The organism is Microbacterium sp. oral taxon 186 str. F0373, from assembly GCF_000411455.1.
GTDB lineage: Bacteria > Actinomycetota > Actinomycetes > Actinomycetales > Microbacteriaceae > Microbacterium.
Genome location: NZ_KE150458.1, coordinates 126,976 through 140,318, shown reverse-complemented (window position 1 = coordinate 140,318; position 13,343 = coordinate 126,976). Strand labels below are relative to the sequence as shown.

At 65.3% G+C, this 13,343-nt stretch carries 13 protein-coding genes; all 13 read left to right on the top strand.

Going from position 1 to position 13,343, the window contains the following annotated elements:
- Positions 1–267 precede the first annotated feature (267 nt).
- Positions 268–441: a hypothetical protein gene (locus HMPREF1529_RS15875; RefSeq protein WP_157533907.1), complete on the top strand. Its 174-nt coding sequence runs from the start codon at positions 268–270 to the stop codon at positions 439–441.
- Entirely contained in the window at positions 441–1,529 is a 1,089-nt protein-coding gene (locus HMPREF1529_RS10520; protein ID WP_016464783.1) for a hypothetical protein, read from the top strand. The genes HMPREF1529_RS15875 and HMPREF1529_RS10520 overlap by 1 nt, the downstream gene beginning before the upstream one ends.
- On the top strand, positions 1,529–4,060 hold the full coding sequence (locus HMPREF1529_RS10515) for an ATP-binding protein (RefSeq protein ID WP_016464782.1): 2,532 nt from the start codon (positions 1,529–1,531) through the stop codon (positions 4,058–4,060). Before HMPREF1529_RS10520 ends, HMPREF1529_RS10515 begins: the two co-directional genes overlap by 1 nt.
- A 116-nt stretch (positions 4,061–4,176) precedes the next feature.
- Positions 4,177–5,916, top strand: coding sequence for an FtsK/SpoIIIE domain-containing protein (locus HMPREF1529_RS10510; protein ID WP_016464781.1), 1,740 nt, complete (start codon positions 4,177–4,179; stop codon positions 5,914–5,916).
- A 29-nt stretch (positions 5,917–5,945) separates the two neighbouring features.
- Complete coding sequence (locus HMPREF1529_RS10505; RefSeq protein WP_016464780.1) at positions 5,946–6,443, top strand: hypothetical protein; 498 nt, start codon at positions 5,946–5,948, stop codon at positions 6,441–6,443.
- A gap of 32 nt (positions 6,444–6,475) precedes the next feature.
- Complete coding sequence (locus HMPREF1529_RS10500) at positions 6,476–6,982, top strand: hypothetical protein (RefSeq protein WP_157533906.1); 507 nt, start codon at positions 6,476–6,478, stop codon at positions 6,980–6,982.
- Positions 6,979–7,461 (top strand): hypothetical protein, encoded by a 483-nt coding sequence (locus HMPREF1529_RS10495; protein WP_016464778.1) that lies wholly within the window; start codon positions 6,979–6,981, stop codon positions 7,459–7,461. The genes HMPREF1529_RS10500 and HMPREF1529_RS10495 overlap by 4 nt, the downstream gene beginning before the upstream one ends.
- A complete protein-coding gene (locus HMPREF1529_RS10490; RefSeq protein ID WP_016464777.1) occupies positions 7,458–7,817 on the top strand; it encodes a hypothetical protein in 360 nt (119 codons plus the stop codon). Before HMPREF1529_RS10495 ends, HMPREF1529_RS10490 begins: the two co-directional genes overlap by 4 nt.
- 147 nt (positions 7,818–7,964) lie before the next feature.
- On the top strand, positions 7,965–9,074 hold the full coding sequence (locus tag HMPREF1529_RS10485) for a hypothetical protein (protein ID WP_157533905.1): 1,110 nt from the start codon (positions 7,965–7,967) through the stop codon (positions 9,072–9,074).
- Entirely contained in the window at positions 9,008–10,081 is a 1,074-nt protein-coding gene (locus HMPREF1529_RS10480) for a ribonuclease HI (protein WP_198013055.1), read from the top strand. The genes HMPREF1529_RS10485 and HMPREF1529_RS10480 overlap by 67 nt, the downstream gene beginning before the upstream one ends.
- Positions 10,082–10,091: 10 nt before the next feature.
- Positions 10,092–11,546 (top strand): DUF7007 domain-containing protein, encoded by a 1,455-nt coding sequence (locus HMPREF1529_RS15375; protein ID WP_016464774.1) that lies wholly within the window; start codon positions 10,092–10,094, stop codon positions 11,544–11,546.
- A gap of 23 nt (positions 11,547–11,569) precedes the next feature.
- On the top strand, positions 11,570–12,157 hold the full coding sequence (locus HMPREF1529_RS10470; RefSeq protein WP_016464773.1) for a hypothetical protein: 588 nt from the start codon (positions 11,570–11,572) through the stop codon (positions 12,155–12,157).
- Between the two features lie 717 nt (positions 12,158–12,874).
- Positions 12,875–13,333, top strand: coding sequence for a hypothetical protein (locus tag HMPREF1529_RS10460; RefSeq protein ID WP_157533902.1), 459 nt, complete (start codon positions 12,875–12,877; stop codon positions 13,331–13,333).
- Positions 13,334–13,343: the final 10 nt, after the last annotated feature.

Below are 13,343 nucleotides of genomic sequence, written 5' to 3'. Positions count from 1 at the left end.
ACGTCGTGGCGCTTCGTTGTCGTCGACGGGCACAAAGATCACCTGCCCGGCGATTGTGCCAAGTGCTGGGTTGCCTGCAGGAACGTCATCCCGAAGCGCGCGTGGGCCGACGGCACCCGTCGGTGCGCAGAGTGCGCTGGCACCCTCGTACACTGCCCGATTCTGCAGGTTCGGAAGGCGCTGGTAGAGGAGGAGGGGGTACCCGACGACGTCCTCGCTGCGCTTGTCACCGACTCCTACGGTCCTGTCTCGATGAAGGCTCGCCGGATGCTCGACGAACGTGCCGCAGCGCGCGCGCCTCAGCAGGAGTTCGGCGCTGTGCCACTCGAACTCACCGTGAGCCCCCGTCGCGCTCACCGACAGTTGCAGGCGCTGAACACCGCAACTACCAATCCGCAGCCGGCGCTTGCCGGGCAGCGACAGAGCGTATGGGACCAGTGATGGCACGCGAGAAGAAGACCCACGGTGCGCAGGCACAATCGGTCTGGCAGGACCAGACCGTCACCGACAACCCCGATGCTCCTGCCCGCAGGAAGGAGCTCAACGGACTGAAGTGGAAGCGCCGCGCGCTGACCCTCGTCGCATTCGGCGCTGTTCCGGCGATGTTCTTCATGGGCGCGGGGATGATGGCCCAAGCAAACGCCCCCGCCAAGACGGACAACAGCGCATCCTCGACCGCGGTGAATGGATCACAGGGCAAGTCGGAAGCATTCCGCGCCCTCTCCGCATGGCTGAAAACCGACCCCGCCCCTCTGCCCGGCGGATCGATCATCTCCTGGGACGGATTCACCTCTGAGGAGCCGCCGGCACCGACCAGCGACTCCGACGTGAAGCGAAACTACAGGTTCGAGACTCACACGTTCACTGTTGCCCGTGGCGCAGCTATGTTCCACGCCTACGTGCAGGTCGTCGTAGACAACGTTCTGGGCGCTTCGGTCACCGCAAACCCTTCGCTTGAGCCGATCGCTGACGTGAAGGTCTCCGCTTCCGACACCTGGTTCAATCTGCAGTCCACGGCCGCATCCGCTCAGGTGAGGCAAGCTGTCAATGCATGGGCAGTCGCCTTCACCGGCGGCGACGCCGACGCGCTGCACCAGATTGTCCAGGACCGAAACACGGATCGTTCCTATATCCCGCTCCGCGGAGTCGAGAAGTTCATCGGTGCGGAGATTGTCGCTGCCGGCGCGAAGCCTCTCGAGGGCGGGAAGGGAGTGGAGTCCGACACGCTCGTTGTACGGGTGTCGCTCTCGTTCTGGTGGAAGAACGGGAAGCCAGTCGTCGGCGAGAACAAGTCGGAGCCCGCACCGACTCCGGTCACCTACGACCTTCTCGTCGAGCATGCCGACACTGCCACCCCTGTCGTCGTCGCATGGGGAGCACCCGGTGACGGACCGACGCTCGTTGCCTATCAGAACGCGGTTGCCACGCTTCTGACCGACCCGACTTCCGCTCTCGACGATGGCGCCACTCCGACACCCACCCCGACGAAAGCGGGCGCCTCCGACAACATCAAAGGCGAGGATCAGTGATGGCCAAGAAGCCCGCCGTGAGCTCCGGCTTGACCATTCCCACCACCCCGCAGTGGGAGACCCGCGCGAAGAAGCCGTTGCGTGACGGCCGGTGGCAAGGAATCGACAACAGCGTGTGGTTGTGGCGCGCGGTGCCCATGTCCTCGGTGACAGATGCGTCCAGCAATCAGGAGATGATCTCCGTCGGCATGCCCCTCGCAGCAGCGTATGAGGAGCTCGCGAAGATGGCAGGGCGTGGAAGTTCGCGGCGTGCGGCAAAGCACACATACCGGCAGACGCATGCGCTTCTGATCAACATCCCCACGCTGTACGAGGCGCCGCCCGCCTCCCCCATCCGCGACTTCTTGAACCGCAACTACGGCGACCGTGCCACTCTCAAACGGGTGCTGCTGTTCGGTGTGAAGCTGCGGGACTCGGTGGGATCAGGATCGTGGAAGGACGCGATCGGATCTGTCGCGGAGACGCTGCAGTACGGTGGTGCACCCTTGAGCGACTTCGACAAAGACGCCGACGACGTCTCCGCTGCCCTCAGCCGTGCGGGGTTTCGGACTCCCACGATCGACGAATTGCATCTCGCGGACAGCTGGTGGAACCGCGGCAACGCGCCCGGCATCCCCGTCATCCCACATGAAGAGCACATGCACTACTTCGCCACCGTCGTCTCGGCGCGGCGCGCTATGGCTGTCGACCCGGCGGACTGCTCGAACTGGCCGCACCAGGACACTGAACACGCGATCAGCTTCGCGACGATCGCGAACCTCGACCTGCGCTACACAGACGCGACCACCCACCTCGCACGGTGGGCAACGCCTCTGCTTGACGCCGGCGCCCGCGTGATCTCGATCCGTGCGCTCGTGGAGCCCTCGCAGGTCACGCGCAACGAACTCCGCGGCCAGCAGCGGAGGTACCGCGCTGACCTCGAAGAGCTCGCGGTCCAGAACAAGATGGACCGTGCAGAGATGAAGGAGCGGGAGGAAGAGCTCGGTCAGGTGGAGGCCGCTTACGCGCAGGGCACGGCGCCGGCGACGCTGATGGACACTTCCGTGCTTGTCGGATTCGACTCGGTCATCGACGACATCACGAAGCTGGAGCCTCCGGGAATCACGCTGTCGACGATGGTTAACCGTCAGGCTGCGGCATGGCACGAGACGATGGCGTGTAGTGGGGTTCGGGCGAACGCCTACCTGCATGATCTGCCGGCCTCGACGATCGCTTTCTCCGCGCTGCCGTCGATCTCGCGGGTCGGTGACGAGATGGGGGCGCTGATCGGCCTGACCGAGCGTGACCGGCAGCCGGCCTACTTCTCTCCGCGCGCAGCTTCCGAAGGTGACGCGTCACCGCTGACGGCCGTGTTCGGCGCTTCCGGGTCGGGTAAGACGCAGCTGCTGCAGTTCCTTGCTGATCAGTTCCAGCGTCTGGGGTACCCGCAGTTGATCGTGAACCCGAAGTCCGGCGACTCTCTCCGCGATGCCCTCGAGCCCGCCGGAGCGCACGTCGCAACCCTCGATGACTTCCTCTCCAGCGACGGGATCCTCGACCCGATCCGCATCTTCGACGACCCGCAGATGGGTATCTCGAAGTCGGTGTCGATGATCTCGACCGTGAACCCGTTCGGGCCGCATGTCGCCGCGTACATGACTCAGATCGCGTTCGGGATCGACTGGGGCGTCAAGAGCGGCGCGCGCGCAACCGGCCAAGCTCTGAAGATGGCCGTTGAGGCGGGAGTCATCCCCGCTGAGTACGCCGCACCGGTCTTCCAGTACGCGCAGGTCTACCCGATGTTCCGTGCGACGTTCGGGATGAACCCGGATACTGAGGCGCTGCGTCTTTCGGAAGGCACCACTCTCGTGGAGGTTGGCCAGTCCGCATTCGAGCTGCCTAGCTCTTCCTACGCGGGTGACATCTCAGCCCACCCCGACCCAACCGTTCGCAACTCCATGAACATCATCCGCATGCTCATCTGGGGTGGCATGAACGCTCTGCGTCATCGAGGAGGCGCGGCCGTTCACTTCGACGAGTCGTGGGTGATGGAGATGGGGGCCGCTGGTGACCTTGACCAGGTGGGCCGCCTGGCCCGTTCGTGGGACGTTCTCCCGATCCTGTACACACAGAAGCCGTCGCTTCAGCGGAAGATCGGCCTCAAGGGGTACCTCTCTCGCGTTCTGATCGGGCACATCAAGGACAAGGACGAGGTCGACGCCGTGCTCGAGATGGCAGGACAGTCCGACAACGCTGAGATGCGTAGGCGAATCAGCACACCCCGGTTCCTCTCTGGCGGCTCGGGCCTGAACTGGGACAGTCTGCAGCATCTCCCCAATCCGGACGGGCCCGGTGTCGCGCGCGGCGCCGTGTTCTATTACGTGGACATGAAGAACCGTGTCGCGCCGGTGGAGGTCACTCTCGCGGAGGAGTTCCTTCGCAATTCGTCCACGAACCCCGATGATGTCCGCCGTCGCCGCGCAGAGCGCGAGCAAGCGATCGCGGCACGAGCAGCCCGCGAGGAGACGGTCTCCGTCCTCCAGGCTGTTTAAGGCTCCGGGGTGGGGAGGGTCGCCCCGCCCCGGAGCCCCCAATTCACCTCCACCGCGTGGGACACGTGCCGCAGGGGTGGAGGGCATGACCCGACGACCCTTCGGAGCGTGCCGCGATGGCCATTGAGCGGATGAACCTGCCCGTCGGGAGGAAGTTCGACCACAACAATCCCGGTCACGTCGAGGCCGCGATGAAAGCTATCGCGGACAGTGGGCACGGCACCGGTTGGGTGATCCAGTCGTTCGACCCGACCGAGGGCTTGCTGACGGTTTCGCGTCGATCAGCACTGACCACGGTGACGAAGTCCGCAGGTAAGACCGACTCCTACAGGGTTGAACTGATGCGTGGCATCAAGCCCGCTGACGGTGAGCAGATCGCCGCGCAGCTGGAGTCCGACCCGCAGCATGCCGGATACTTCATGACACGGTTCGAACCGTTCATCTCTGAAGCGACGATGTCGAAACTCACCGCTGAGGAGCTCCGTGCGCGCGGCGCCGTAGCGACAGTTCTCGGTGTGAAGCCATGGGATGTGGGGATCTCGCTGAGGCCCGGCGGTGGTTTCCTCCTGAGCTTGCCCGGCAACTACGTCCCCAGCAAGCACGATGAGAAGCTCGACGAGATCGTGCAGGTCGCGATCGGCAAGGTCGGTTGGTACTTCCGTGGCGATGCGAACAAGCTCACTGGACAGATCGTGCCGTCAAAGCCTGCCACCTTCGCGCAGACGATTCCCTACCCAATGTCGCAGCTGCCGAGCGCTGGCGGCGCAGTCCTGCCACCCATCCCGGTCGGGCAGACCCTCGCCGAGCGCGGGGACGAGCCCAACGGAATGCTGTGGCTGGACTGGGCCGCCGCCCCTCACCTGCAGCTGGGGGGTATCACTGGTGCCGGCAAGTCAGTCACCCTGAACGTCATCATCGCAGGGTGCCTGGCGGCCGGCGCCGAACTCGTGATCATCGATGTCCCGCAGAAGGCGGTCGACTTCGAGAACTGGCGACCCTTCGTCCGACGTGGCGGCTGGGGTTGCGAGACCCTCGAGGAGGGCGCCACCACACTCGAGCAGCTGTACCGGGAAGGTGAGCGGCGCGCGGAGCTGTTCAAGCAGTACGGCGCAAAGAAGCTCGCCGACCTTCCCGCTGACATGCGTCGATCGATGAAGGAAGTGGTCATCGTCGTCGACGAGGTGACGGGCCTGTTCACGATGGACGCTGTCCCGAAGCGACTTGAATCGGACGATCCCCTCCGGATGGAAGCGGAGTCGAAGAACTACGCCCGCGAACTGATCAAGACGTTCATCGAGAAGATCGCCGCCGAGCAGCGATTTGTCGGCTATCACCTCGTGCTGTCCACGCAGGTCGCTTCGGTGAACACCGGCATTTCCACCGCCCTGCGCACGAACCTGCCGCACAAGTTGCTACTCGGTGCACGGGCCACCGATGGGAACCGGAAGCTCATCCTCACCGATGTCACCCGCGTTCCCCAGGTGCCCGATCACATCAAGATCGATTCTGACGCTTCGCTCGGCGCGGGTGTCGCCGAGCTCGCTGGGCAGACACCGTCGGTGTTCAAGTCGTTCTTCGCCTCCGAGTCGGACTTGATCTCCCAACTCCGCAGCCGCGGCATCCGACCCCTTCCCAGTACCGCGCTGGATCAGACGCGACCGGAGGCAGCCGCCGTGATGCAGCGATTCCCTGACATGGTCACCATCCGGGAGGCGAAGAAGGAAGCGGAGTCGCCACAGTTCGGAAAGGGCTCCCGCACGTACGAGACGTGGGAGCTGGACCCCGAGACCGGAAAGCCCCTCGAGGGCTATGCCCGCGCAAACGCGGCACGACACGCTCTCGCTGCCAAGAACTAGCACGGATTCACCGCGATCAGGAGACCAAGATGGCCACCATTCAGGACCTCAACAAGACCCTCGCCGCCTACGGTTACGCGATCATCGCCACACCCGACGCCGACGACGCCGCGAAGGCTCTCACCCGGGCCGCCGAGTCGTACCTGGTCCGCGGCGATGACGTCCGGGTGATCGACGGCGCCAGCACCGGATCCTTTGACGGGCTCGTCGAGCAGGGCGCGGCACTGGCGACCACGGCTCATGCCGCCAATCGGGTCATCGATCAGCTGACCGTCGAGCTCAGCCATCGACGCAAGCGCATCGGCGCGCAGTCCTGGGCGGACATGCCGAAGTCGACCCGACCAGACCGCATCGTCGTGTTCGTCGACGCTTACGAGACCATCACCCAGTCGTCGATCGGTCGCCGCCTTCGCCTCGCGGAGAAAGCCGCGAACATCGCCGGGCAAGGCGCCGCGGTCGGGGTCTTCCTCGTCGGATTCATGCGGACCGTCAAACCCGAACAGGTCAGTGGCGGCATCGCCGCCTGACCGCCGTGCATGTGGGTTGGTATGAGAACCAGTTGGACACGGCGATGAGATTCGCGATCGCCGCCCTCCCCCACATCTTCCCCCAGCTGGCAGACCCCGTCTCGCTCGACGCCGTCCGACACTGGGTGGATGCAGACTCGCAGGCGCAGTTGCGGCTGCGTCTGGAAGAGGAGTTCGACGGGTTCGCAGTCGCGGTGCCTTTCCGTCACCGGATTGCGTATCCAGAGATCTGGGCCCGGACACGCATCGCGCTCTGGTCAAGCGTGGTCCTGCCTACAAGCCCACTCCGCTCAGCGATCCGCACCACCGACGCGATACTGATCGACTCACCTCGTGAGCAGCTCTACTCTGCCGAGCCATCGGTGGTCTCGAAGGACATCCTCCGGCGAGGCCGGAGGACAAAGTCCGACGAATGGACCAGGTGGGTTCTCGCCCACCTAGGAGCCCTACCCGGCGAGGACTCCGTCGTCGATTACTTCAGCCGGCTGCCGGTGCCGGCCTTCACCGCCATGATCACCCTGGAAGGCACACAGACATGACAGCTCAGTTCGCGCTACTGACGATTCCCGATGGAACACAGATCGAGGCGGAAAGCCGAACTGCGATCGTCGACGAGATCATCCCGGGACACGGCACACTGCCCGAGGGTGAGGATGGCGCAGCTGCGGCACTCACGCTGCGTGAGGAACACCTTGCGGACATCGCCCACCGCGCGCAGGCGGTCGTCATGGCCGCGCTCACGGAAGCGGGCCCGAGCGCGATCTCTACCCTCAGCGAGGAAGCGCTCACGGCGATCTATCACGATCGAAGCACGCAGAGCGTCGAGATCGAAGCTTGGGAGAGCGATATCCCGCTCTTCCTCCTCGCCACCGCCTACGCACCCTATACCGAGCGTCCCCGGCCAATCGGCGGGCAGATCGTCTTTCTGGATCCGCTCAATGAAACTACGTTCCTGGACAGTCTCGTCGCGGCAGGGTTCGCGGAGCTGTACACCCGCGACACCGTCGACGAGACGTGAAGGCCGCGCGACTTTTTGCGGTCATCGCACTTGGCGCCAGCGCCGTGCTCCTGGCCGTCTGGTTCCTCTGGTTTTTGAGCGCCGCCCCGCCCGCCACCGCAGCATCCACGGCGCAATCCGAAGAGGACACGGCTGCGCCGTGTGATCGGATCGTCGACGTGCGAAACGGTGCAGCACTATCGAACGCGTTCTCCGTGAAGCTCGCTGCCGGTGACCGGCTGTGTCTGATGCGCGGTGGCGACAGCACTGTCGTGTACGTGTTCGACGGTGTGAGCGCGGGCGCGCGATTGTTCTCCCTCGCATCATCCCTGTCCGACGCGGACCTCGCAGGGATCGGCCTCAACACCACCCCCTGATCGAAGCCTGTCGGCGCCGTGCATGTGTGGCGCATGACAGACCTTCTCGCCAGCGACCGCACGCAGACTCGGGCACGACTCGCGGACCATATCAAGCAGTCCGCCGCGGCGGCCATCGTCGACCCGGGCAAAGAGCCGACGTCCCGCATGGTCATCCTCGGGCATCTGCTTGATCCGGCCGCGAACGTCGTGGATCTGGCGATCACGCGCTTCGAGCGGGGCGCACGATTCCCCACCATCGACCGCGAACGCATCGCGGACTACATCACCCGATCGCTGGAACGGCATGTCCTTGGGCTGAGCAACAGCCCTCTCGACCTCCACGAAATTGCTCAGGACCGGTCGCCCTTCGCCTGGAGCGATAAGCTCGCCACCGCCTGCGTCCGCGCCGGAATCACCGAGGTGCGCCGGGCACGTGGCAGGGAGGTTGGCGCGGACCTTCACGCTCTCGACGAGTTCGTGCCCATGGGGCCCATCCCGACCCTCGACTGGGGTGATCGATTCCGATCTGCCGAGGAACTCTTCATCGCTCGTGAGCGTCGGAGTTTGGTCGCCGGCCTCACCGAGATCGTGGAGACGTGGGACGAGCGAGGCCTGAGCGCAGTCGAGAAGGACATCGAACGCGCGCGCGCCGTACGCACCCTCAACGCCCTACCGCCCGCCGCAGTGTCCGACAAGTCCCACAAGCGGTGGCTGTCTGCGTTCCTTCGGAACGAAGGCGCGGATCGGGTGATCCGCGCGTCGCTCATCGCGCACCGTGACCTTGCCGCCGGAGAGCCACAGTGGTCCCAGCTCGCAGTCGATGACCGCCTTCTGGACCTCTGGATGGACTACACCGCAGACCAGGCAAATGCTCTCCTTGAGGCTCATGCGGAAGCTGCCACCCTGATCGTGAAGGAGGCGGCCGCGTTCCCCGCACGCCCCAGCGATGCAAAGCGTGTCGCTGTACGCCGCCTCCTCAAGAATCTCATCATCTACCGCGGCTGGCCGAGCCTGGTGATGCGTCTCGAAAAGGCGTGGGTTGCCGAGTTCTTCGATTCGAACTGCGACGGCGAGGCCATCACCGACATCTCCTCCGAAGAGGAACGCGTTGAAGCAGCGGCCGACTGGGCGGACGCTGCAACGGCAGCTCTGCAGTTCCCGGGTCGCCCGCTCGGCCTCCAGGTTCGCACCGTGGCGGATGTCGCCGAGTGGATGATGCGGGCCTACCGCCTCACCACTACCCGCCAAGTTCCCGCAGGAAGGGAGGCGGCCTGACACCTTCGGGTGTGTGCCGCTCGTGTGTGGATATGACGAGTATCGAGTCCCAAGCGCCGGCGCCCACACCGGCGCTGCTGACGCGCCCCGCGCACGTCCGCATGATGCGCTCTTTCGACGTCGTCAGTGTTATCGGCGATAGCGCCGTCGCCTGGTGCATCCGAGATCTGTCTTCGGGTGAGCAGAAGCGGTTCCTGCAGGCGCGTACACGCGGAGAAGATGTCCTCGGCGGCCTCACCCGCGCTGTCACCGACTGGGTATCGGAACGGGCACCCGAAGGTCCTGTGTCGCTCCGATGCTTCGCCATCGCGCTGCGGGACGCGATCACCGAGAGACTTCATGACACCCGATTCGCTCCCGCCGATCTGATCGAACTGAACTCCTCCGCTGACTGGGCTCACGCTGTCCGCGCACGCCTCCGGGAGGACATCGCTCGCTACGAGCACGCCGAGTACGTCAAACGTGTCATGTATGCCGCGAGCGACGGATCAGTCCACCCGACCTACGGGAATGGGGCCTACTCGTGGGTCACATCTGAGGGCGATTGGCACGTGGCGCGGTCACACACCAACATCCTCGCTTCCGAGGTGATGGCTATCGCCTCGTTCGTGAGGATGTTCCGGACGCAGGGCGCGTACTTCCGCGCCGTGTTGTTCGTCGACAGCCTCAACGCGATCGACGCTGTCATGAACGGCGCCTACGTCCATCACAAGATCCATGAGGAGGAGCTCGCAAACGCCAGAGCGCTCATTCGCACAGGGCGTCTCGAACTCATTTGGGTGCGAAGCCATCAGGGACACGTCCTCAACGATGTGGCTGACCGCCTCGCCCTCCAGCGCCACCGTGCCGTCCGATCCGACCTGGACGAGCACCAGATCAAGGTCCTTTGCCAGCAGATCGTCGACGGCGCGAGGGAGACCCTCCAGACAACGAACTGGCACGAGGCGACCCGCGAGGCGCGACAGGCATACCAGGACCACATGCTCGAGCAGGCACACGCTGCATGAGGCCGCACTCATGGTGGACATGACCTCCTTCGACGAGACCCTCCACCCGCGCGGCCAGGCCACAAACGCCGGCCAGTTCCGGGAGAAGACAAACAGCGCGCCCAGCGGATCCCTGACCGTCGCGGACGCCGAAGCGCGTTCCACCTGCCCGCGGCACGGCGGAGAGTTGGGCGATGACCTCCAGTGCGAGGCCTGCGACGACGTGAGCGGGGCGCTATGCCCGGTCGCTGCTGACTTCGGCGAGCTCGCGGCAGACGCCGCCGCCCATCGCGCCGAGATCGCACGTTGGGGGCAGAACAGCGTCCAGATCGGGTCGCGGACCCCCTGGGGTGCAGCGGACTCCGTCACCGAGGTCGCCCCCGGTATCAACACCGTCGGGACCAGCGGTCACGGCGGTGTGAAGCTGTCTCCCGGGCGCAACAAGATGATCCCCCTTCCCCTGCGCAACTCCTCCGGCTGGTACGAAGAAGACTGCGAGATCAACATCCCGCTCCGATACTTCCCCGCAGAGTTCGCCGCGCTCCCCCACAAGCGCGATCGATGGACGCCCGAGTCGTTGCAGGCAGACTCCGATCAGTCGATCAAGGACCGGTTCCCCGACAAGTGGGAGGTGGCGAACGGGCGAGAGCTCGAGCCAGGCGAGTCGAGACAGAAGGACATCCTGATCTGGGCGAAGGCTCACGAGACGGACTTCGTCGTCACCTCCGCACGCAAGGCCGAGTCTGACCCCGATCTCGTGCGCGTGACCGCACGCCGTAAGTCCGACGGCGCCGAGGGCGAGTACCTCATTCCGAAGGCCGAGTACGAGTCACGCCGTGACGGCGATCGGGGACGCGATGGACGATTCGCGGTCGACCTGACGCGCCACGCGCAGCTGCCACCGGCGCCGAAGGCTGCCCCGGAGCTGGCTCCGACACTGCACAAGGTGGCGTTGCCAGGCCTCCACGAGTTCATGGCGGACCCCGTCATGACCCGGGCCGCCAATGAGCGCGTGTGGGGCGATCTCGGGAAGCGCTGGAAGCTCCAGGACGGGCGCACGCGGACTCTCCGCGAGCTCGTCGAAGAGGACGGCGTGGAGGGGCTCTCCGCGTGGACAGACCGCACGCGCCTGCAGTACAGCGTGTCGATCCCCTCCGGCAGCATCCCCATCTCCAAGGCGACCTGGGACTACCTGTCGCGTTCCCTCCCGGATACGCGTTCCGAGTGGCACGCTGCCCAACAGGCGTACTCCGTAGCGCTGTCGAAGCTCGAAGCCGAGACCCAGGGCGGCAACTACGAGGTGTGGCGCGACGAGAAGGCGAAGGCTCGTGCTGCGAAGCTCGCCGCCGAGGCTACACGCTTGCGACAGATCAGCCAGGAGGCCTACGCCCGCCACGAGGCCGCTCGGAAAGCAGCAGAACCGACGCCCGAACAGCTGAAGGCTGACCTGCTAGCCCGAGAGTGCGCGGCCACCCTGCCCGCCTGACCCCGGAGACGGAGACGGAGACGATGACCATCACCGATTCCACGTTCGAGGCTGTGCACCCGCGTGCTGTCAGCGGCCAGTTCGCCACGAAATCGAACAGCGCCCCCGACGTTCCGCTCGTCGACGGCTGCCGTGCGACGGTGGCGCCGTACTCTGACGAGCCGATCACGCATCGCAGCGTGATGCCGGACGAGCCGACCCTGCATTCCATGGTGCTCAGCGACGACCAGGCAGGGTCTGTGTGGACGTTCGCCGAAGAGCACCGCCTCGTCGACGGTCGATACCTCACCACCGTCCAATACGTCTACCCCGCTCACGCCAGTGAGACCGAGATGCGCATAGTCACGGAGACGGAGCAGTTCGTCTCCGCAGAGCCAGGCGCGTTTCTGATGACGGCGCACCTGGACCGCGAGGGCTCGACCTGGCACCGCTACGACTCCGCGCCCGTCGTCTGCTCGGCAGAGCGTGCGGCGACGATGGCCAAGCGCGCCGCGGCGGACGCTCACCTGCACCAGTCGTACTTCACCGACACGGTCCCCTGGACCGGCGAGCCGCTCAGAGCGACTGCAGAGGGGTTCCGGGAAGCGTCAGAGCAGCTGAACCGGGTGTAGCCCGAGACCTCGGACCACGCTCCAAAGCTCGGTGCCGTCTCTCGCGGGCCGGAGGAAATCCTGGTCAGCTCGATGTCGATCCGCTTCTCGCCGTCCGATTCGAGGTGGGGCGCATCTCTACTGGCGGTGTTCGGCCGCTCGTCGACGATCTTCGCCGGATCGCTGAGTCGCTGGGCGAGTCGGCGTGCCAAGAAAGAGGGGCGCACCGGGGCGAAGGGATGCCTATTCACATGCGTTCATCGCCGTGCATGTGGTGTTCAGACGCACGAGAGGATCAGCGATGCCGACGAACCTTGCACCTGAGGTCACGGCCGAGTTGGCCGCATCCATCGATGCTGCCGCGGCGTGTGAGTTCCCCGGTAGCGACCACGCCGCCGAGCATGTTGCGGTATGCCGGTCTGGTTGTGAGTTGACGCTTCTGTTGTGCGCAACGCACATGGACGAGCTCCGCGCTCTCGTCGCACGCCGAGCTCTGTCGGGCGAGCTGTTTGGCTGCGTCTTATGCCGCACGCAGGAGGCGTCCCTGGACGCGGCGTTCGACGTCGGTCCGATGAACCGATCGCAATAGGACACACATGTGTCTGATCGCCGTGCATGTGATGTCCAGAGAGAGCCACACTCGGAAGGACATGGCATGGAACTGACGCATCACACAACCCGGCGGGCCGCCTGATGGCACGTAGGGGCGGGTTCAGCCACAACTACGACGCTGCGGCGATGCTCCGGTTCACCGCCGACGCCGAGGCTGTCGCGAGGGTCGGCGCCGCGCTGTCCGAAGGCGTGCTGCTCGCGATTGAGCAGACCATCGACGTCCTCGCTGAGGACCTCGCCACAGAGCACGGGATCCACCATGCCGTCGCGCGGCTCTACGTGGCACAGCGCGCAGCCGAAGCTACTGACTTCCTCCGCTGGGTGAAGGCGGGGGAAGCGCGCGGGGAGGGGATGCCCGTCCGCGGTCTCATGGACGCTATGGGGTACAGCTCCCCCACCTCGATCAGTCGAATGGTCCCCACCATCGACCACGTCGGAGCCGTGCGCGCCCGCGTCGACGCTACCGGAACGCCCCAAGCGATCGAGGACGACCGCGGCTACACACTCACTCTCCATCCCCGAAGCACAGCCGCCGAGACCATCGAGCAGGCTCGCAAGCGCGGGCTTCTCCGCGACGACGGCTGAGCGCCGTGCA

What these genes read in the sequence shown, in the direction of transcription:
- HMPREF1529_RS10505 (WP_016464780.1), top strand. Translation starts at nt 5,946, where the DNA reads ATGGCCACCATTCAGGACCTCAACAAGACCCTCGCCGCCTACGGTTAC.
- HMPREF1529_RS10485 (WP_157533905.1), top strand. Translation starts at nt 7,965, where the DNA reads ATGGTCATCCTCGGGCATCTGCTTGATCCGGCCGCGAACGTCGTGGAT.
- HMPREF1529_RS10515 (WP_016464782.1), top strand. Translation starts at nt 1,529, where the DNA reads ATGGCCAAGAAGCCCGCCGTGAGCTCCGGCTTGACCATTCCCACCACC.
- HMPREF1529_RS15875 (WP_157533907.1), top strand. Translation starts at nt 268, where the DNA reads ATGCTCGACGAACGTGCCGCAGCGCGCGCGCCTCAGCAGGAGTTCGGC.
- HMPREF1529_RS10470 (WP_016464773.1), top strand. Translation starts at nt 11,570, where the DNA reads ATGACCATCACCGATTCCACGTTCGAGGCTGTGCACCCGCGTGCTGTC.
- HMPREF1529_RS10495 (WP_016464778.1), top strand. Translation starts at nt 6,979, where the DNA reads ATGACAGCTCAGTTCGCGCTACTGACGATTCCCGATGGAACACAGATC.
- HMPREF1529_RS15375 (WP_016464774.1), top strand. Translation starts at nt 10,092, where the DNA reads ATGGTGGACATGACCTCCTTCGACGAGACCCTCCACCCGCGCGGCCAG.
- HMPREF1529_RS10460 (WP_157533902.1), top strand. Translation starts at nt 12,875, where the DNA reads ATGCTCCGGTTCACCGCCGACGCCGAGGCTGTCGCGAGGGTCGGCGCC.
- HMPREF1529_RS10510 (WP_016464781.1), top strand. Translation starts at nt 4,177, where the DNA reads ATGGCCATTGAGCGGATGAACCTGCCCGTCGGGAGGAAGTTCGACCAC.
- HMPREF1529_RS10520 (WP_016464783.1), top strand. Translation starts at nt 441, where the DNA reads ATGGCACGCGAGAAGAAGACCCACGGTGCGCAGGCACAATCGGTCTGG.